Annotated in this window: 17 protein-coding genes; 14 read left to right on the top strand and 3 right to left on the bottom strand. The window is 70.5% G+C overall.

Features of this window, described 5'->3' with window-relative positions:
* Window positions 1-102: 102 nt before the first annotated feature.
* The 9 genes from SSP08S_RS13205 to SSP08S_RS13245 are packed head-to-tail and all read left to right on the top strand — an operon-like array spanning window position 103 to window position 10150.
* Window positions 103-1335 carry a CaiB/BaiF CoA transferase family protein gene (locus tag SSP08S_RS13205; RefSeq protein ID WP_026178450.1) on the top strand — a complete coding sequence of 411 codons (1233 nt, stop codon included), beginning with the start codon at window positions 103-105 and terminating at the stop codon, window positions 1333-1335.
* 40 nt (window positions 1336-1375) lie between these two features.
* The gene (locus SSP08S_RS13210; protein WP_019068076.1) at window positions 1376-2575 is read left to right on the top strand and encodes a cytochrome P450; all 1200 of its coding nucleotides are present in this window, start codon (window positions 1376-1378) and stop codon (window positions 2573-2575) included.
* A gap of 8 nt (window positions 2576-2583) precedes the next feature.
* Complete coding sequence (locus SSP08S_RS13215) at window positions 2584-3060, top strand: VOC family protein (RefSeq protein ID WP_026178451.1); 477 nt, start codon at window positions 2584-2586, stop codon at window positions 3058-3060.
* Window positions 3051-4181, top strand: coding sequence for an acyl-CoA dehydrogenase family protein (locus SSP08S_RS13220; protein WP_019068078.1), 1131 nt, complete (start codon window positions 3051-3053; stop codon window positions 4179-4181). Before SSP08S_RS13215 ends, SSP08S_RS13220 begins: the two co-directional genes overlap by 10 nt.
* 29 nt (window positions 4182-4210) lie before the next feature.
* A complete protein-coding gene (locus tag SSP08S_RS13225; protein WP_019068079.1) occupies window positions 4211-5740 on the top strand; it encodes a class I adenylate-forming enzyme family protein in 1530 nt (509 codons plus the stop codon).
* A complete protein-coding gene (locus tag SSP08S_RS13230) occupies window positions 5737-6987 on the top strand; it encodes an FAS1-like dehydratase domain-containing protein (protein ID WP_019068080.1) in 1251 nt (416 codons plus the stop codon). The genes SSP08S_RS13225 and SSP08S_RS13230 overlap by 4 nt, the downstream gene beginning before the upstream one ends.
* A gap of 33 nt (window positions 6988-7020) precedes the next feature.
* Window positions 7021-7785, top strand: a complete 765-nt coding sequence (locus SSP08S_RS13235; RefSeq protein ID WP_019068081.1) for a crotonase/enoyl-CoA hydratase family protein — start codon at window positions 7021-7023, stop codon at window positions 7783-7785.
* A 55-nt stretch (window positions 7786-7840) separates the two neighbouring features.
* A complete protein-coding gene (locus tag SSP08S_RS55260) occupies window positions 7841-8992 on the top strand; it encodes a CaiB/BaiF CoA transferase family protein (protein ID WP_043259406.1) in 1152 nt (383 codons plus the stop codon).
* A 12-nt stretch (window positions 8993-9004) separates the two neighbouring features.
* Window positions 9005-10150 carry a thiolase family protein gene (locus SSP08S_RS13245; protein ID WP_019068083.1) on the top strand — a complete coding sequence of 382 codons (1146 nt, stop codon included), beginning with the start codon at window positions 9005-9007 and terminating at the stop codon, window positions 10148-10150.
* 33 nt (window positions 10151-10183) lie between these two features.
* On the opposite strand, the gene SSP08S_RS13250 is transcribed toward SSP08S_RS13245, so the two are convergent.
* The 3 genes from SSP08S_RS13250 to SSP08S_RS13260 all read right to left on the bottom strand — a co-directional run bounded on the left by SSP08S_RS13250 (window position 10184) and on the right by SSP08S_RS13260 (window position 13236).
* Window positions 10184-10594 (bottom strand): nuclear transport factor 2 family protein, encoded by a 411-nt coding sequence (locus SSP08S_RS13250; RefSeq protein ID WP_019068084.1) that lies wholly within the window; start codon window positions 10592-10594, stop codon window positions 10184-10186.
* Between the two features lie 63 nt (window positions 10595-10657).
* Complete coding sequence (locus tag SSP08S_RS13255; protein ID WP_019068085.1) at window positions 10658-11899, bottom strand: cytochrome P450; 1242 nt, start codon at window positions 11897-11899, stop codon at window positions 10658-10660.
* A gap of 137 nt (window positions 11900-12036) precedes the next feature.
* Window positions 12037-13236 carry an acyl-CoA dehydrogenase family protein gene (locus SSP08S_RS13260; RefSeq protein WP_019068086.1) on the bottom strand — a complete coding sequence of 400 codons (1200 nt, stop codon included), beginning with the start codon at window positions 13234-13236 and terminating at the stop codon, window positions 12037-12039.
* A gap of 192 nt (window positions 13237-13428) precedes the next feature.
* Between SSP08S_RS13260 and SSP08S_RS13265 the strand changes: the two genes are divergently transcribed.
* The 5 genes from SSP08S_RS13265 (at window position 13429) to SSP08S_RS13285 (ending at window position 19129) form a co-directional block, all read left to right on the top strand.
* Window positions 13429-14901 carry a FadR/GntR family transcriptional regulator gene (locus SSP08S_RS13265; RefSeq protein ID WP_019068087.1) on the top strand — a complete coding sequence of 491 codons (1473 nt, stop codon included), beginning with the start codon at window positions 13429-13431 and terminating at the stop codon, window positions 14899-14901.
* 126 nt (window positions 14902-15027) lie between these two features.
* The gene (locus SSP08S_RS13270) at window positions 15028-16176 is read left to right on the top strand and encodes an acyl-CoA dehydrogenase family protein (RefSeq protein ID WP_019068088.1); all 1149 of its coding nucleotides are present in this window, start codon (window positions 15028-15030) and stop codon (window positions 16174-16176) included.
* A gap of 27 nt (window positions 16177-16203) precedes the next feature.
* Window positions 16204-16971, top strand: coding sequence for an SDR family NAD(P)-dependent oxidoreductase (locus SSP08S_RS13275; RefSeq protein WP_019068089.1), 768 nt, complete (start codon window positions 16204-16206; stop codon window positions 16969-16971).
* A complete protein-coding gene (locus tag SSP08S_RS13280) occupies window positions 16968-18155 on the top strand; it encodes an acyl-CoA dehydrogenase family protein (RefSeq protein ID WP_019068090.1) in 1188 nt (395 codons plus the stop codon). Before SSP08S_RS13275 ends, SSP08S_RS13280 begins: the two co-directional genes overlap by 4 nt.
* Entirely contained in the window at window positions 18152-19129 is a 978-nt protein-coding gene (locus SSP08S_RS13285) for an NADPH:quinone oxidoreductase family protein (RefSeq protein WP_019068091.1), read from the top strand. The genes SSP08S_RS13280 and SSP08S_RS13285 overlap by 4 nt, the downstream gene beginning before the upstream one ends.
* The last annotated feature ends 2 nt before the right edge of the window (window positions 19130-19131 follow it).

The raw sequence follows: 19131 nt of genomic DNA on the forward strand, positions 1-19131 counted from the left end.
GAAGGTGCGGGTTGGTCGGCGACAGCAAAACAGTATACTTTTTAGCGAGGTTCGGTCCATACTCGGAGTGCGTGACGGCAGATGAGTATGAGGAGTTGGTCGATGCGCAGGCCGATGGAGGGCGTACGCGTTCTCGAAGTAGCCCAGTTCACCTTCGTCCCGGCGGCGGGTGCCGTGCTCGCCGACTGGGGCGCCGATGTGATCAAGATCGAACACGCCGAACGCGGCGACGGACAGAGGGGGTTGGTCCGTGTCCTCGGCTACGACGCCACCAGCGAGGGGTCGTCGTTCTTCCCGATCGTCGAGGGACCCAACCGGGGCAAACGCAGTGTCGGACTCGCCCTGGAGAAACCGTCGGCCCGCAAGGCGTTCGAGGAACTGGTCCGCCGCAGCGATGTGTTCCTGACCAACTTCCTGCCCGAGGCGCGCGCGAAACTGCGCATCGAAGTGGAGGACATCCGGGCCATCAACCCGGACATCATCTACGTACGCGGCAGCGGATTCGGCCAGCGCGGCGACGAGGCCACGAAGGGCGGCTACGACTCCACGGCCTTCTGGGCGCGCGGCGGCAGCGCCGCCGGTGTCACACCACCGGGCGCGGACCGGATGATCCGGATGCCCGCCGGTGCCTACGGCGACGCGATGGGCGGCATGACGATCGCCGGCGGCATCGCCGCCGCCCTCTACTCCCGCGCGACCACCGGCGAACCGTCCGTGGTGGACGTGTCGTTGCTGGGCGTCGGCGCCTGGGCGACCCAGTTCACGGTCAACATGGCGCTGATGAACGGCGGCCCGCTGCCGCCGAACGTCCAGCCCCGGCACGGCTCGCGTACCAACCCCCTCATCGGGGCGTATCTGACCTCGGACGGACGCTGGATCGAGCTGTCGATGCTCCAACCCGGCCGCTACTGGGCCGAGTTCTGCAAGCTCGCCGGACGCGGCGAACTCGCCACCGACGAACGCTTCGACAGCACCGAGAAGTTGATGGCGAACGCGGGGGAGGCGGCCGGCATCGTCGCCGAACTCATCGCGTCCCGCCCCTTCGCGGAATGGATCGACATCCTCTCCCGCGGCGAGGGCCAGTGGTCGGTGGTGCAGAACGCCTGGGAGGTCGGCCAGGACCCCTCGCTGCGCGCCAACGGACTCATCGCCTCCGTCGTGGACGCGGACGGCGTCGACCGTGAACTCGTCGCCAGCCCGGTCCAGTTCGACGAGACCCCGGTCGACCTCACCCGGGCACCGCAGTTCGCGGAACACACCGACGAGGTCCTGCGCTCACTCGGTCTCTCCGACGAGGAACTGATCGCGCTGAAGATCGACGGCGCGGCGACATGACCGTCGTGCACCACGCGAAGACCGTACGGAAGGAGCCGTGATGAGCGCGACACTCGAACCCGACGGGACCCACCAGGGCGTCCCCGCCTACCACTTCGACAACCGGCTCGGCGGCCCGGTCCTCAGCCATCAGGAACGCTGGGACGAGATCGCCCGCACCCACTCCGGATTCCGCAGCACCATCGCGCGCGGATATTGGGTCGTCACCGAGGGCGAGGCGGTCCAGCAGGCGCTGCAGGACTGGCGGACCTTCTCCAACCAGTCCGTGACGGCGCTCGATCCGGACCCCAGGTTCCTGTGGATCCCGGAGATGCTCGACCCGCCCCAACACACCGCGTGGCGGCGCCTGTTGGGCAGCGCCTTCTCGCCCAAGACCGTCGCCGCCCGGGAACCGGAGATCCGCGAGGTCGCGTCCGGTCTGATCGACGAGCTGAAGGACAGCGGCTCCGCCGACGTCCTCGACTCGTTCGCCCGCCGCTTCCCGACCCTGATCTTCATGCGCCTGATGGGCCTGCCCGAGCAGGACCTCCCGCAGTTCCTCGACTGGATCCACGACCTGCTGCATCTGTCCCACGGCGAAGACCCGCACGGCGAACGGCAGTTGAGCGCCATGAACGCCGTGTCGGAGTACTTCGAGCAGCAGATCGCGATCCGCCGCGAGGCACCCCGCGACGACCTGCTGTCCCGCGCCATGACCTGGACGATCGACGGCGAGCTGATCAGCGACCGGGACATGCACGCGTTCTGCATCCTGCTGTTCCAGGCCGGCTTCGACACCGTCCCCATCTCCATCGGCTGGGCCCTCTACCACTTCGCCACGCACCCGGAACAGCGCAGGGCGATCGTCGACGACCCGTCGCTGATCCCCACGGCGGTCGAGGAGATCCTCCGCGTCTACTCCTTCGTCGTCCCCGCCCGCAAGGCGACCCAGGACGTCGAGATCGGCGGCTGCCCGGTCAGGGCGGGGGAGATGGTGATGCTTCCGCTCGCGGTCAGCAACCGCGACCCCGAGCGCTTCGACCGGCCCCTCGAAGTGGACCTCCGGCGCAGGACCACCAACCACATCGCGTTCGGCTCGGGACCCCACCGCTGCCTGGGCTCCCACCTCGCCCGCCTCGAACTCAACGTCGCCGTCGAGGAATGGCACCGGCGCATCCCCGACTACGAGATCACTCCCGGCCAGGACCTCGAACAGCACGGCAACATGTACGGCATCAAGCAGCTCCGGCTGGAGTGGTGAACGACACCATGACGACGCACCCACTCAGCCCAACGGACCTGTACCACACGGGAATTGTGGTTCCCGACATCGAGACGTGGAAGACCCGGCTGGCCGAACTCGCGGGCCACCGCTGGACCGAGACGATGGCAGCCGACCTGCCGGTCCGGACGGCCGACGGCGAGCGCGTGCTCCCGCTGCGCTACGCGTACTCGCTGGACGCCCCGCACCTCGAACTCGTCCAGGAGATCCCGGGAACACCCTGGACCCCGGCCCCGCACCTGTCCGTCCACCACCTCGGCTACTTCTGCGACGACCTCCAGACAACCTCCAAGCAACTGGAGGAGGCGGGCTTCCCGCTGGAGGCCTGCGCGCTGGTCGACGGCACCCCGGCACTCTTCGCCTACCACCGCGACCCGTACGGCCTGCGCATCGAGATCGTGGACCGCACTCTCATCCCGGACTTCGACGCCTACCTCCGCGCCAAGGCACCGACGTGGCACTGACGTTCACCGAGGAGCAGGAGGAACTCCGTACGACACTACGGCGCCTCCTCACCGACAAGGCGCCGAGCGCCGCGGTACGCCGCGCGATGGACTCCGCCGAAGGGCACGATCCCGGGCTCTGGCGACAGATGGCCGACCAACTCGGCCTGCACGGCCTCGCGTTGCCCGAGGAGTACGGCGGATCCGGCGGCGGCCCGGTCGAGTTGGGGATCGTACTGGAGGAGACCGGACGGGTGCTGCTGCCGTCGCCGTACTTCGCGACCGTGGCACTCGCCGGCCAAGCCCTCACGGCTTCGGGCGATGAGGCGGCGAAGGCACGCTGGCTGCCCGCGATCGCCGACGGAACGCTGACGGCCACCCTGGCCCTCGCGGAGGAGCGCGGCTCATGGCGGCTGGAGGACATCGAGACCTCGGCCGAGAACGGGACGCTCTCCGGCGCCAAGATGTTCGTCGTCGACGGCCACACCGCCGACCTCATTCTCGTAATGGCCCGTGCCGGCACGGGACTTGGGCTCTTCGCCGTCGACGGCGACGCCCCCGGAGTGACCCGCACCCGGCTGGAGACCCTGGACCCGACCCGGCGGCTGGCCCGCGTCGACCTCGACGGCGCGCCCGCGCTGCGGGTCGGCCCGGGCGGGGACGCCACGGCGTATCTGCGTACCGTGCTCGACCTCGTGGCGGTGGCGCTCGCCGCCGAACAGGTCGGCGGGGCACAGGCGTGCCTCGACGCGGCCGTGGCGTACGCGAAGGTCCGGGTCCAGTTCGGGCGTCCCATCGGTTCGTTCCAGGCGATCAAGCACAAGTGCGCCGACCTGCTGGTCGCCGTGGAGGGCGCCCGGTCGGCGGCCTACCACGCGTCGGCCGTCGCTGCTTCTGAACTACCGCTGTCTGCCGAGCAGTTGGCGCCCGCCGAGCTGCCGGTGTCCGCCGCCCTGGCCGCCGCGTGCTGTGCGCAGGCCTTCGCCCACGCGGCCAAGGAGAACATCCAGATCCACGGCGGTATCGGCTACACGTGGGAGCACGACGCCCACCTCTATCTGAAGCGCGCCAAGTCGTCGGAGCACTTGTTCGGCGGCCCGACGGCGCACCGGAGCCGGTTGGCCGACCTGGTCGGAATCTGAGACCGACGTCCTGTCGAAAGGTTCATCACGTGGGAATTCGCGACCGCCTGTCCCGCCTGCTGGCGGAAGCGCCCGCGGCTGCCGAGGCGATCGAGTACGACCGGAACTGGTGGACCTGGGGACAGGTCCAGCGGACCGCGCGGGGTCTCGGCGACGCGCTCGACGCGCTCGGCCTGCCCGCCGGTGCCCGCGTCGGAGTCGTCCTGGAGAACCGGCCCGAGCATGTCGCCGTGGTCGCCGCGGTGATCGCCTCCGGCCGCTGCCTGGTCATGCTCAGCCCGCTCCAGCCCGCCGCCCGCCTCGCCGCCGACATCGCCCGCTGCACCCCACCCGTCGTGGTCTCCGGCGCCGAAGTCCTCGCCCGCGAGGGCGTGTTGGACGCCGTGACCGCACAGGGCGCGGCCCTTGAGCTGGACACCGACGGGTCCCTACGACCCGCGGGCGGCACGGCACCCGCCGGGGCACCGGCCGGCCCGGGCATCGCCGTCGAGATGCTCACCTCCGGCACCACAGGCCCCCCGAAACGCGTACACCTGCGTATAGGTCAACTCGACCAGGCCCTCGTCTCCGGCGGACAGACACGCAAGGACGACCGGCTCCTGTCGGAGTCGGCGTCCCTCGTGGCCACTCCGCTCGTGCACATCGGCGGACTGTGGCGGGCCCTCGCCTGCCTCGCCACCGGCCGCCGCATGCTTCTGATGCCCAGGTTCGCCGTCGAACCCTGGGTGAGCGCCGTCGAACGCCACCGGCTCCGCGCGGCGAGCCTGGTCCCGGCCGCGATCCGCGCCGTACTCGACGCGCGGATCCCGAAGGAACGCCTCGCCACCCTCCAGGTGGTCACTTCCGGCACGGCCCCCTGCCCGCCGGAACTCGCCGACGCCTTTTTCCGCACCTACGGCATCCCGGTCCTGATGACCTACGGAGCAACGGAGTTCGCCGGAGCCGTCGCAGGCTGGACCCTCCCGCTGCACGAACACTGGTGGCAGCGCAAGGCGGGCAGCGCCGGACGCGCCTTCGCCGGCGTCGAGTTGAGGGTGACCGGCGAGGACGGCACCGAGCTGCCGCCCGGTCGGACGGGCCGCCTGGAGGTCCGTACCGAGCAGAGCACCCACGGCGGCCGGACCTGGATGAAGACCAGCGACCTGGCCCGGATCGACGCCGACCGGTTCGTGTGGATCGAGGGCCGCGCCGACGACGCCATCATCCGCGGTGGCTTCAAGGTGCAGCCGGAGACCGTCAAGCGCGTCCTGGAGACCCACCCGGCCGTACGCGAGGCGGCTGTCGCCGGGCTGCCCGACCCGCGGCTCGGTGAAGTACCCGTTGCAGCCGTCGAGTTGGAACCGGGGCAGCCGGCACCGGACGCAGCCGGGCTCACCGCCCTGTGCCGCACCCACCTCACCCCCTACGAAGTGCCGGCCCACATCGTCGTCCTCGACCACCTGCCCCGCACCCCGTCGAGCAAGGTGAGCCGCGTCGAACTCCTCGACCTCGTACGGGCCCGGCTCGCCGAACCCGCCGGTGGAGTAACTGCCCTTTCCAGCAAGGAGGTTGACCGGTGAGCGACACCGAGCAGAAGCCGTCCGAGCAGTTCGGCATGCTCACGGACGAGGCGGTCGAGCGCTCACGGCGCCGCCTGGGCGTCCCCCAGCCGCAGCGAAACCCCCCGCACAACTACGAGGTGACGTGGGACGGTTCGCGCCACTTCGCCTACGGCTACGGCGACGCCAACCCCCTGTACTGCGACCCGGACTACGCGGCGAAGACCCGCTGGGGCGCGCTCGTCGCACCGCCGACCTTCCTCTACACGATGGGAGAGGACGCGGCCCCGGCACCGGACCCGGACACCAAGGCGCTGCTCAAGGGCGACCCCTTCGCGGGTCTCGGTTCCTATCAGGCGGTGATGGAGTTCGAGTGGTGGACGCCCCTCCAACTCGGCGACCGCTGCCGGGTGTTGCAGACCCAAGTCGGCGTGGAGCTCAAGCGCAGCAGCTTCGGCGGGCGTACCGCACATGTCGTCCGTGACTACCTCTACGCCAACGGACGCGGCGAGATGCACGCTCTGCGGCGCGGCACCTGGATCAACGCCGAACGCCACACGTCCAAGAAGCGCGCCAAGGAAGCGCTCGAACAACAGCCGTACCCGCCTGAGCAGTTGGCCGAGATCGACGCCGCGTACGCCGCCGAGACCAGGCGCGGCGCCGAACCCCGCTACTGGGAGGACGTCGAGGTCGGCGAGGCACTGCAACCCCGCGTGAAAGGCCCGTTGACCACGACGGACGTGGTCGTCTGGCACCTGGGCTGGGGCATGCAGCTCACCCCGCCCGGCGCCTTCGGCATCGCGGCGGCCGTACGGCGGAAGGCCCCCGGCCTCTACCCGCCCAACCGCCTGGGCGTCCCCGACACCGTGCAGCGCCTGCACTGGGAACCCGAGCGGGCCCGCGAACTCGGCCTCCCCAACCCCTACGACTACGGCGGTATGCGCGAGACCTGGCTCTGCCATCTCCTCACCGACTGGATCGGCGACGACGGATGGCTGTGGCAACTGCGCTGCGAACACCGCAAGTTCAACTACCTCGGCGACACCACCTGGGTGCGCGGCACGGTCGTCGACAAACGGCAGGTGGACGGCCGCAGCGAGGTGCACGTCGACGTGCGCTGCGAGAACCAGCGCGGTGAAGTCACCACACCCGGGAGGGCAGTTGTGCTGCTGCCGACCAGGGAGCGGGCCGTCGAACTGCCCGAGCCGCCCGCCCGGGACCTGGACGGCATGGTCGCCCACGAACTGGAGCGGTTCGCCGTCAACTGAACGGCAGTCGAGAACGAGAACTCAGGAGGCAAGGTGTCGGACGAAGTGCTGGTGGAGCGCCGGGGCGCGGTCCAGGTCATCACGATCAACCGTCCCAAGGTCAAGAACGCGCTGGACGCCGGGGTGGGCGCCGGAATCGCCGCCGCCGTCGACGAGTTGGACGAGACGGGCGAACTGCGGGTCGGCGTGCTCACGGGAGCGGGGGGCACGTTCTCGGCGGGCATGGACCTCAAGGCGTGGCTGCGCGGTGAGAGCCCCGCGATCGAGGGCCGGGGTCTGTGCGGGATCACCATCACCCCGCCGCGCAAACCGCTGATCGCGGCGGTCGAGGGCTGGGCGCTGGCCGGCGGCTTCGAGCTGCTGCTCGCCTGCGACCTCGTCGTGGCGTCGCGCGGGGCGAAGGTCGGGGTACCGGAGGTGACACGGTCCCTGGTCGCCCGGGCCGGTGCGGCACTGCGCCTGCCCCAACGAGTGCCGTACGCGATCGCGTTGGAGCTGTTGCTGACCGGCGAGCCCATCACCGCCGAACGCGCGGCCGAGGTCGGACTCGTCAACCGGCTCACCGACGAGGGCGGCGCGCTCGCCGGCGCGCTGGAACTCGCCGAGACCATCGCGGCGAACGGCCCGCTCGCCGTCGCCGCCACCAAGCAGATCGCGCAGTCCGCGGCCGACTGGACGCTGGAGGAGGGCTGGATCCGGCAGGCCGAGATCGCCTCGCCGGTGTTCTCGTCCGAGGACGCGCGGGAGGGCGCCGCAGCGTTCGCCGAGAAGCGTCCGCCGGTGTGGAAGGGACGCTGACAGCGTCGTAGGAGAAGTATCGGGATCCTCAACTCAGGCTGCCAGGGAGGGTGTTGTGAGCGCAGGACCACTGTCCGGCTGTCGGGTGGTCGAACTCGGTGGCATCGGGCCGGGCCCGTTCGCCGGGATGCTCCTCGCCGACCTCGGCGCGGAGGTCGTCCGGGTGGACCGGCCCGAGCGGGCGGCCGAGCGCGACGCGGGCGGACCCGCGGACGTCCTCAACCGGGGCAAGCGGTCGGTCGTACTCGACCTGAAGCACCCGGCGGGACCCGCCGCCCTTCTCCAACTCGCCGAGCGTGCCGATGTGCTGATCGAGGGATTCCGCCCCGGCGTCACCGAACGCCTCGGCATCGGACCCCACGAGTGCCTGGCCCGCAACCCCCGCCTGGTGTACGGCAGGATGACCGGCTGGGGCCAGACCGGACCGCTCGCCGCAGCCGCCGGACACGACCTCACCTACATCGCCCTCACCGGCGCGCTCGGTGCGATCGGCGACGCGGCGGGACCCCCGCAGATACCGCTCAACCTGGTCGGCGACTTCGGGGGCGGCGGCTGCTACCTGGTGATCGGCGTGCTCGCCGCCCTGCATGCCGTAGGACGTACGGGAGTTGGCCAGGTCGTCGACGCGGCCATCGTCGACGGAACGGCCCATCTCCTCGCGAGCACCTTCGGCAAACTCGGGCGCGGGGCCTGGACCGACGAGCGGGGCATCAACCAACTCGACGGCGGCTGGCCCTTCTACGCCGTCTACGAGACCAAGGGCGGCGGACATGTGGCCGTCGGCGCCCTCGAAGCCAAGTTCTACCGGCGGCTGATCGAGCTGCTGAAGCTCGACGTCGATCCCGACCTCCAGCACGACCGGTCGACCTGGCCGGAGCTGCGCCGCCGGCTGGCCGAACGCTTCGCCGAGCGCACCCGCGACGAGTGGGCGGCCCTGTTCGAGGGCACCGACGCCTGCGTCGCACCCGTCCTCGGTCTCACCGAGGCGGCGGCGCACCCCCAACTGGCCGCGCGAGGCAGCCTGTTCACCCGGGAGGGCGTCGTCCAGCCCGCCGCGGCACCCCGCTTCTCGGCGACACCGTCCAGCCCCGGCCCCGCCGCCCCACCCGTGGGCGCCGACACCCGTGCCGTCCTCCGGGACTGGGAGATCGCCGACGCCGACGAGCTCGTCGACAGCGGCGCCGTCGTCCAGTTCCCCACTGACTGAAAGGACCCTGCCATGCCCGAGGCCGTCATCGTCGACGCCGTACGCACACCCATCGGCAAGCGCAACGGCTCCCTGGCCGCCGTGCACGCGGCCGACCTGTCGGCACATGTACTGACCGCGCTCGCGGAACGCACCGGCATCGACCCCGGCACCGTGGACGACGTGATGTGGGGCTGCGTCACCCAGATCGGCGACCAGTCGAGCAACATCGCCCGCTTCGCGGCACTGGCCGCGGGCTGGCCCGAGCACGTCCCCGGGGTGACCATCAACCGGGCCTGTGGTTCCAGCCAGCAGGCCGTCGACTCCGCCGCACACGCCGTCATGGCCGGCCAGTACGACCTCGTGGTCGCCGGGGGAGTGGAGACCATGACCAGGGTCCCGCTGGGCTCGCACCGGACCACCGGACAGCCGTACGGACCCGCCGTCCTGGCCCGCTACGACGGGTTCCAGTTCAGCCAGGGAGTCGGCGCCGAGCTGATCTCCGAGCGGTGGGGCCTCACCCGCACCCGCCTGGACGAGTTCGCGTCCGAGTCGCACGCCAAGGCGGCAGCGGCGATCGACTCAGGCGTCTTCGACGACCACACCGTGCCCATCGAGGTCGACGGCACCAAGTTCACCGTCGACGAGGGCCTGCGGCGCGGCACTTCGGTCGAGACCCTCGCCAAACTCAAGCCGTCGTTCAAGGAGGACGGTGTGATCCACGCCGGAAACGCCTCCCAGATCTCCGACGGCGCCGCCGCACTGCTCATCACAACTCCCGAACGGGCAAGGGAGTTGGGCCTCAAGCCGATCGCCCGCTACCACTCGGGCGCGGTCAGCGGCGCGGACCCGATCATGATGCTGACGGGGCCGATCCCCGCGACGGAGAAGGTCCTGCGCAGGTCCGGCCTGTCCATCGAGGACATCGGGGTGTTCGAGGTCAACGAGGCTTTCGCACCAGTACCGTTGGCGTGGCTGGCCGAGACCGGCGCCGACCCCGAGCGGCTCAACCCGCTGGGCGGAGCGATCGCGGTCGGTCATCCGCTCGGCGGCTCCGGGGCCATCCTGATGACCCGGCTGCTCGCCCGGATGCGGCAACGGAACCTGCGCTACGGCCTCCAGACGATGTGCGAGGGCGGCGGAACGGCCAACGCCACGATCATCGAGCTGCTTCCGTGACGATCGGCCCCGACGGCGACGCCCTGAGTCACGTCACTTCTCGTCCGTCCAGGCCAGCGTCACCTGCATCTCGCTGAACCGCCAGCCCACCGGGGTCCGTTCGGCCGTGCACGCGACGCGCAGACCGCTGGTCCGGTGGGGCGCCGCGCCGTCACGGTAGAAGTGCACGAGCTGGTTGGCGGTCGCCGTCGCGCGGTCGCCGTCGAGGCGCACCAGCACATCACCGTGCATGTGCTGGGTGCGCTGCCCCTCGACCCAGCTCTTCCCGAGGAAGGCGGTCAGCTCGTCGAGGCCGTGCAGGTCGCCCCGGGGCGAGTGCGCCACGACGTCGGCGTGGAAGACGGACCCGGCGTCGTCGTGGCGGCACTCGTCCAGCAGGTTGGCCAGGTGCGCGAACAGGTCGGTGATCTCGGCTCGGTCGTCGGCCGGGGTGGCAACGGGCAAGGCAGCTCCTTTGATGGTCGCCCCAACATTAGGGCGCCCGGCGGGAGTTGCCGTTCCCATTTCTCACCAGCTGACGGGCAACTCGTAGATGCCGTAGGCCTGCGAGTCCTCCTTGAACTTCAACTCCGAGACGTCCACGGCGAGTTGCAGCGTCGGGATCCGGCGGAACAACGTGCTGAAGACGACGTGGAGTTCGATGCGGGCGAGCTGCTGGCCCACGCACTGGTGCGGGCCCCAGCCGAACGCGTGGTGGTGGGCCGCGGCGCGGGTGAGGTCGAGCTTCTCAGGGTCGGGGAACGCCTGCGGGTCCCAGTTGGCGGCCGGCAGCGAAGCGATCACGCCCTCGCCCGCGCGGATGACCTCACCGTCGATCTCGATGTCCTCGACGACGGCCCGGCGCGCGAGCAGATGCGGGATGGTGAGGTAGCGCAGCAGCTCCTCCACCGTGCTCGTCACATACTTCGCGTCGTCGGAGTGCTCGCGCAGGCCCGCGAGTTGAGTGGGGTTCTGCAGCAGCAGCGCGGTGCCCAGCGTGATCATGTTGGCGCTGGTGTCGTGCCCGGCGACGAGCAGGATGTGCCCGAGAGGGGCCGCCTCTTCCATCGACAGCTCGCCCGCCTTGATGCGCGCGCCGAGGTCGGAGAGGACGTCCTCGCCGGGGTTGTCCATCTTGCCCTCGATGAGCCCGGCGATGTAGCGGCGCACGGTCGCCGTGCTCTCCGCCGCCTTCTCCGGGGTCTTGAAGCGCGCGTTGGTCACGCCCGCGTGCTCCTGGAAGAAGTCATGATCCTCGTACGGCACCCCGAGCAGCGCGCAGATCATCAGTGAGGGCAGCGGGAGCGACAGGGCCTCGTTCAGCTCGGTCGGATTGGGACCGTCCAGCATCTTGTCGATGAGGTCGTCGGTGATCCGCTGGATCTCCGGGCGGATCTTCTCCATCCGGTGCCGGGTGAACGAACTCGTGAGCATCCGCCGCCACCGCGTGTGCTCGGCCCCGTCGGTGTTGTTGATCGACGGCTGGATATGCGCCGCGTGCGCCTTCATCGCCTCGGTCGTGTGCGGATATCCGGGCGCGCCGATATTCGCGCTGAGCCGGGGATCGGTCAGCAACTGCCGCTGGGCCGCGTGCGTCGTGACCACCCACGGGGTCGTACCGTCCCAGGTCTTCGCCCGCACCAGGGCCTTGCCCGAGTCGTGCAGCTTGAGCAGCCCCGGCGGCGGCGCGAACGGGCACTCGCCCGATCGGGACGAAGGGTACTCCGGCAGTTCCTCGGAGACGTCGGTTCCGGCCACGCTCTCGGTCATGGTTCTGTCGTCCTCTCGTCGGCCCCACACCTGACGGAACCATACGTCGACCGATCGGTACAATCAATCTCCCGGAAACCTTCAGGGAATGCGAACTCCATTTATTGACCGGATGGTCCATTTGCTGGCGGGGTGGGTCAGCGAGGCTCCCGCGGCATCTCGAGCCCCCGCTCGGCCACCTGCGTCCGCAGCACTTCGTTCGCCCCGCCCGCGATCGTGTACGCCCGCGAGTACAGATGCGCGTCCTGCCACCAGCCGTCCGCCACGGCGTCCTCGTCGCCCTCGATCAGCAGCCCGTCCGTGCCCTGGAGGCTGAGGCCGAAGTCGACCAGGTCGTGATTCAGCTCGCTGAAGAAGATCTTGCCGAGGAGGGAGTCGGTCGGGCCCTCCGTGCCGTGCAGCATCCTGGACTGGGCGAGCCCGATCAGCGCGGCGTTCACCTGCACCCGCGTGGCCAGCTCGCCGATCGCCTGCCGGGTCGCGGTGTCGTCCAGCGCGGGCCCGCCGTTGACCGAGGTGTGCGCGGCGAGACGTAGCAAGTCGTCGAGTACGGCGACCAGTTCGACGCCGCGCGCCGCGACACCGGAACGCTCGTGGCCGAGGCTGCTCATCGCCACCCGCCAGCCGTCGTTCACGCGCCCGATCACGTTCGTGGCCGGGATGCGCACGCCGTCGAGGAAGACCTCGTTGAAGTCGGTCGTGCCGGTGATCTCCCGCAGTGGCCGGACATCGACACCGGGGCTGCGCAGATCGAGGGCGAACGCGGTGATGCCCTTGTGCTTCGGCGCCTCGCGGTCCGTGCGCGCGAGCAGGTAACCCATGTCCGCGTGCTGGCCGTTGGTGGTCCACACCTTCTGACCGTCCACGACGAACGCCGCGTCCTCTCCTTCGCCCTCGCGGACCGCCCGCGTCCGCAGTGCGGCCAGATCACTGCCCGCCTCCGGCTCGCTGAACAGCTGGCACCACACGTCCTCGCAGGAACGGATACGGGGCAGGAAACGCGCCCGCTGCTCGTCGGTGCCGAACTCCAGCAACGCGGCCGAGGCCAGCGAGGCGGCGCCGATCGGCTGCCAGGTGCGGGCGCGGGCGATCTCCTCGGCCACGACGGACGGTTCCAGCGGATGCGCGTCGGGTCGGCCGCCGTACTCGGCCGGCCAGTCGATGCCGAGGAAACCCGCCTCGTACAGCTTGGCCGTCCACTCCCGGATCGCCGGCATCAGTTCCGGCTCCGGTGCGCGCACTCCCGTATGGGTCTTGATGCCGGGGGCGTGCTCGGCGACGAAGGCGCGCACCTTCCTCCGGAACGCTTCGAGCTCGGGCGTGGACTCCAGACGCATCGCTGTCGGCTCCCTGTTCTCATGCCGCGGCCCTGAAATGAGGCTACTCTAACCAGGTCGATCACCCACTTGCCAAGGGTCGGGACCAGAAAAAGTGGCCTCATCTAGGTTCCAGGTACCCGAACCGCACGCCTCCTGCCCAGGTGACGAATAGACTGGGGATCCGCAATATCCGCCCCAGAGGAGTTGGCCATGGCGACTGCCGTCGACCGCGAGCCCGCCGACGGCGAGACCGGCATTCCGGTCGGCAAGCTGGCCGCGCAGACCGCGCGCCGTATCGAGGCGACCGTGATCCGCCAGGGCTGGCCGGTGGGCGAGTCGCTGGGCTCCGAGGTGGACCTGCGGGAGCGACTCGGCGTGAGCCGGGCGGTGCTGCGCGAGGCGGTACGGCTCGTCGAGCACCACCAGGTGGCCCGGATGCGACGCGGCCCGAACGGCGGCCTGATCGTCTGCGCACCCGACGCGGGACCGGCCACCCGCGCCATGGTGATCTACCTCGAATACATCGGCACCAGCGTCACCGACCTGCTCCAGGCCCGCCTCCTGCTGGAGCCGATCGCGGCCGGACTCGCCGCCGACCGCATCACCGAACAGGGCATCGACACCCTCCGCACCACACTCGACGCCGAACTCGACCACTGGGACGACCCCGGCGTCCACTCACAGGACCCCCTCCACCCCGTGCTCGCCCAGCTGTCGGGCAACCCGGTCCTGCACCTCTTCGTCGACGTACTCACGCGGCTCACCGCCCGCTACGCGCACACCTCACGCCGTGTCTCCAAGACCGAGATGCACGCGGCGAAGGACACCTCGCACCGCGCGCACAAAGCCGTCGTCGACGCGGTGATCGCCGACGACGGGGCCCGCGCGCAGACGGAGTTGACCGCGCATCTGGAGTCGGTGGCCGGCTGGATCGAGAAGCACCGGGTGCGGCGCGGACAGCGGATCGCGGGCAATGTCGTCGAGCCCGAACTGGTCGAGGGGCCGCGCGCCAAACTCGCCGAGGTGGTCGCGGCACGCATCCACGACGACATCGCCGCGCGCGGCTGGCAGACCGGCATGGTGCTCGGCTCGGAGGCCGACCTGCTCGCCCGCTACTCGATCAGCCGGGCCGTACTCCGGGAAGCCGTACGGCTGTTGGAGTACCACTCGGTGGCCCGGATGCGCCGCGGCCCCGGCGGCGGCCTGATCGTCACCGAGCCCGAGCCGCAGGCCAGCATCGACACCATGGCCCTGTTCCTGGAGTACCAGGGCGTCACCGCCGACGACCTGCGGATCGTCCGCAACGCCATCGAACTGGGCATCGTCGCCCGGGTCACCGCCAGAGTCGCGGAGGGCGACAAAGAGGTGACCGAAAGGCTCGCCAAAGCCGTCCGCTGGAGCACGGAGGGCCCCGCCGACGACCCGCGCAAGGCCGACCTCTTCCACACCGAACTCGCCGCGCTCTCCGACAACCCGGTGCTGTCCCTGTTCCTCTCCATCATCACCGAACTGTTCCGCCGCCACGCCTCGGGCCACGACCGCCCGCTGCCGGGCGACACGGCGGCCGAGGAGGTCCAGCACGTGCACCAGCGGATTCTCGACGCCATCGTCGAGGGCGACGCCGGAGTGGCCCGGCACCGGATGCGCCGCCACCTGGACGCGCTGATCCCCTGGTGGCACTGACCTCCTGACGATCGACGGGCAACGCCCCTGTGCGGCCGTCGGGCCCACGGGGGCGTTCTGTTGGATCGACCTGTGTCGGCCGAGACTAATTAGGTATACTGAATAGGTCGAGCCGAAGGAGATCCGATGCGCCGGACCCTGTTCGAAGAGACCCATGAGGACTTCCGTCTGCTGGTCCGTGACTTCATCGCCCGCGAGGTGGTCCCGTCGTACGAGGACTGGCGGCGCGCCGGACTCGTCCCCCGGGACCTGTTCACCGCACTGGGCAAGCTCGGCATCATCGGCACGTCCATCCCGGAGGAGTACGGCGGGGGCGGCCAGGACGACTACCGCTACAACGCCGTGATCCAGGAGGAGTGCGCACGGGCCTGCGTCACACTCGGCGGGCTGCGCACCCACCTGGACATCGTCGTCCCGTACTTCACCGGCCTGGCCAACGCCGAGCAACGGGCGCGCTGGCTCCCGGGGTTGGCCTCCGGCGAGCTGTACACCGCGATCGCGATGAGCGAGCCCGCCACCGGCTCAGACCTCGCCGGCATCACCACGCGGGCCGTCCGCGACGGCGACCACTTCGTCCTCAACGGCGCGAAGACCTTCATCACCGGCGGCCACCACGCCGACCTGGTGATTGTGGTCGCCCGCACGACAGTTGACCCCGGCAACCGGCGCGCCGGACTCTCCCTCCTCGTCGTGGAGAAGGGCACGCCCGGCTTCACGGTCGGGCGCAGGCTGGAGAAGATCGGCCTGCCCGTCCAGGACACCGTGGAACTCGCCTTCGACGACGTCCGCGTGCCCGCCGCCAACCTCCTCGGCGAGGAAGGCGCCGCCTTCACCCTCCTCGGCCGCAACCTCGCCCAGGAACGCCTGGCCATCGCGGTCGGCGCGGTCGCCCAGGCCCGTACCGCGATCGACCTGACCGTCGCCTATGTCCGCGACCGGACGGTGTTCGGGAAACCGCTGGCCCAGTTCCAGAACACGAAGTTCGAACTCGCCGCGCTGGACGCCGAGTTGACCGCCGCGCAAGCCCTGCTGGACGCATCGATCACCGCGCTCGTCGCGGGTGAACTCGACCCCGTGGACGCGGCCCGCACCAAGCTGGTGTGCACCGAGACCCAGGGGCGCGTGGTCGACCGCTGTCTCCAACTGCACGGCGGCTACGGCTACATCCTCGAATCCCCGATCGCCCGCCTGTACGCGGACGCCCGTGTGACCCGTATCTACGGCGGCACCAGCGAGGTCATGAAGCTCATCATCAGCAAGTCCCTGGGCCTATAAGACCGTTTAGACCATGAGGAGTTGGGTGTGAACATCGACGGTTCAGCGGCACTCGTCACCGGCGGCGCCTCCGGGCTCGGCCTGGCCACCGCGCGCCGCATCATCGAACGCGGCGGACGCGTCGTCCTCGCCGACATCTCCGAGGAACAGGGCGTCAAGGCGGTCGCCGACCTCGGTGAGGCGGCACGCTTCGTCCGCACGGACGTCACCGACCCGAGCGAGGTCACCGCCGCCCTCGACGCCGCCGAGCAACTCGGCACCCTGCGCGCAGTCGTGCACTGCGCCGGACGCGGCGGCGACCGCACCCGGATCATCGACCGCGACCGAAACCCCGGCGAACTCGACACCTTCGCCGAGGTCGTACGCGTCAACCTGATCGGCACCTACAACGTGCTGCGCCTGGCCGCCGCCCGCCTCGCCGGCAACGAGGTCGTCGACGGCGACCGGGGTGCCGTAGTACTCACCGCGTCGGTCGCCGCGTTCGACGGCCAGATCGGGCAGACCTCCTACACCGCCGCCAAGGCCGGAGTCCACGGCATCACCCTCGTCGCCGCCCGCGACCTGGCCAGCTGGCAGATCCGGGTGAACACCATCGCCCCCGGAATCATGGACACCCCGATGCTCGGCCGCCTCCGCGCCGACATCCGCGACGGCCTCGCCGCCTCCGTACCGCACCCCAAGCGACTCGGTGACCCGGACGACTTCGCGCGCCTCGCCGTGGAGATGCTGGAGAACCCGTACCTCAACGGCCAGACCGTCCGCCTCGACGGCGCCATCCGCATGGCCCCGCGATGACAGCGGACGAGACCGGCGAGTCGGACGACCAATTCCGCGCCCGACTGCGGGCCTTCCTCACAGAGCACCATCCCGGGCGCCGCCCCAAGGACCCCGTCGAGCGGGTCGCCTGGCAGAAGAAGTGGCTCGCAACGCTGTTCGACGCCGGTTATGCAGGCCCGAGTTGGCCGCGTGAGTACGGCGGCATGGACCTGTCCTTCGCACGCCAGGTCAGCTACCAGGAGGAGTACGCACGCGCCCGCGTCCCCGGACCCCTGGGCACCGGACTGGGCATCGCCGCCCCCACCCTCATTAAGTACGGCACACCCGAGCAGAAGGAGCGCCACCTGCGCCCCATGCTGCGCGGCGACATGGTGTGGGCCCAGGGCTACTCCGAACCGGAGGCGGGCTCGGACCTCCCCGCGCTGCGCACGACGGCGCGGCGCGAAGGCGAGGAGTACGTCGTCAACGGTCAGAAGGTGTGGAACAGTTCGGCCGACATCGCCGACATCTTCTTCACCCTCGTCCGCACCGGACCGCCCGACTCCCGCCAGGAAGGCATCAGTTACCTCCTGATCGACGCCCACGCCCCCGGAGTGACGGTACGGCCGCTGCGCGACCTGACGGGCGACGCGCACTTCTGCGAGATCTTCTTCGACGACGTCCGTGTCCCGGTCGCCGACCGCATCGGCGAGGAGAACGGCGGCTGGCCGCTGGTGCGCACGAGCCTCGGGCACGAGCGCGCGGCCGGCGCGATGAACCAAGCGGCTCTGTACCGCCGGGTGTTGGACGAGTTGATCGAACTCGCCCACGAACGCGGCGCCACGGCCGACCCGCTCGTCCGCGACCGGCTCGCCGACTTCGAGATCCGCGTCCGCGTCATGCGGCTCACCGGCATGCGCACCATCGCCGACATCATGGCCAAGGGCGAGCCCGGGCCTGCCTCTTCGACCGCACGGCTGTCCATCGTGACCTTCGAGCAGGAGCTGCACGAGTTCGCGCTCGACCTGCTCGGACCGTACGGCATCCTCGGCCGCCGCGACCCGCACGCCGTCCAACGCGGGCGCTGGGTATGGGGGTTCCTGCGCACCCGCGCCTCGTCCATCGGCGCGGGCACCGCCGAGATCCAGCGCAACACGATCGCCGAGCAGGTGCTCGGCCTGCCCCGTGACCCGGCGATGCCGACCGTGGAGAGGACCCGATGAAGGCCGCACGCTGCACGGAGTACGGTCCGCCCGGTGGCCTCGCGGTCGTCGAACTCGACGATCTCCGGCCAGGACCGGGCGAGGTACTGGTCCGCGTGCACGCGGCGGCGGTGAACTTCCCGGACGTACTCCTCGTGGCGAACCGCTACCAGGTGCCCGCGCCACTGCCCTTCACGCCCGGCAGTGAATTCGCCGGTGTGGTCACCGAGTTGGGCCCGGGAGTGTCCGGCCCACCCGTCGGCTCACCCGTCGCCGGAGCGGTGCTCACCGGCGCCTTCGCCGAACAGGTCGTGGTGCCCGTCGCGAGCCTGCGCCATGTCCCCGAGGGGCTCGACATGGTGCACGCCGCCGCCTTCCACGTCACGTACGCCACCGCCTACCACTCCCTCGTCACCGTCGGACAGGGCAGCGCGGAAGAGTGGGTGGCGGTGCTCGGTGCGGCCGGCGGGGTCGGTTCGGCGGCCGTCGACATCGCGACGCGGCTCGGCCTGCGGGTGGTCGCCGCCGCGTCGAGCCAGGAGCGGCTGACGGTCGCCCGCAAGCTGGGCGCAGAGGCGGGTGTCGACTACGTCCACGAGGATCTCAAGCTCCGCACAAGGGAGTTGACCGGCGGCGAGGGCGTCCACCTCGTGATCGACCCGGTGGGCGGCGACCACGCGGAGGCCGCCCTGCGCGCGCTGCGCCGGGGCGGCCGGTTCGTCACGGTCGGGTACGCCGACGGGAAGATCCCGCGCATCCCGCTGAACCTGGTGCTGCTCAAGGACTTGGTCGTGCGGGGCTTCGAGATCCGTACGGTACGGCAGTACGCCCCGGAGGCCGTGGCCGCCGCCGACCGCGCCCTGGCCGGGATGGTCCGGGACGGGATGCGCCCGCTGGTCTCCCGGGTCCACCCGCTCGCCGAGGTCGCTGCCGCCCTCACCGATGTCGCCGAGCGCAGGACCACCGGCAAGGTGGTCCTGGATCTCATGGCGTAGCA

This window comes from Streptomyces hokutonensis (assembly GCF_000376565.1).
Taxonomy (GTDB): domain Bacteria; phylum Actinomycetota; class Actinomycetes; order Streptomycetales; family Streptomycetaceae; genus Streptomyces; species Streptomyces hokutonensis.

Excerpts from the sequence above, each read along its gene's own strand:
- SSP08S_RS13270 (WP_019068088.1), top strand. The coding sequence starts at position 15,028 with ATGCGCCGGACCCTGTTCGAAGAGACCCATGAGGACTTCCGTCTGCTG.
- SSP08S_RS13280 (WP_019068090.1), top strand. The coding sequence starts at position 16,968 with ATGACAGCGGACGAGACCGGCGAGTCGGACGACCAATTCCGCGCCCGA.
- SSP08S_RS13260 (WP_019068086.1), bottom strand. The coding sequence starts at position 13,236 with ATGCGTCTGGAGTCCACGCCCGAGCTCGAAGCGTTCCGGAGGAAGGTG.
- SSP08S_RS13215 (WP_026178451.1), top strand. The coding sequence starts at position 2,584 with ATGACGACGCACCCACTCAGCCCAACGGACCTGTACCACACGGGAATT.
- SSP08S_RS13245 (WP_019068083.1), top strand. The coding sequence starts at position 9,005 with ATGCCCGAGGCCGTCATCGTCGACGCCGTACGCACACCCATCGGCAAG.
- SSP08S_RS13205 (WP_026178450.1), top strand. The coding sequence starts at position 103 with ATGCGCAGGCCGATGGAGGGCGTACGCGTTCTCGAAGTAGCCCAGTTC.
- SSP08S_RS13210 (WP_019068076.1), top strand. The coding sequence starts at position 1,376 with ATGAGCGCGACACTCGAACCCGACGGGACCCACCAGGGCGTCCCCGCC.
- SSP08S_RS13265 (WP_019068087.1), top strand. The coding sequence starts at position 13,429 with ATGGCGACTGCCGTCGACCGCGAGCCCGCCGACGGCGAGACCGGCATT.
- SSP08S_RS13255 (WP_019068085.1), bottom strand. The coding sequence starts at position 11,899 with ATGACCGAGAGCGTGGCCGGAACCGACGTCTCCGAGGAACTGCCGGAG.
- SSP08S_RS13285 (WP_019068091.1), top strand. The coding sequence starts at position 18,152 with ATGAAGGCCGCACGCTGCACGGAGTACGGTCCGCCCGGTGGCCTCGCG.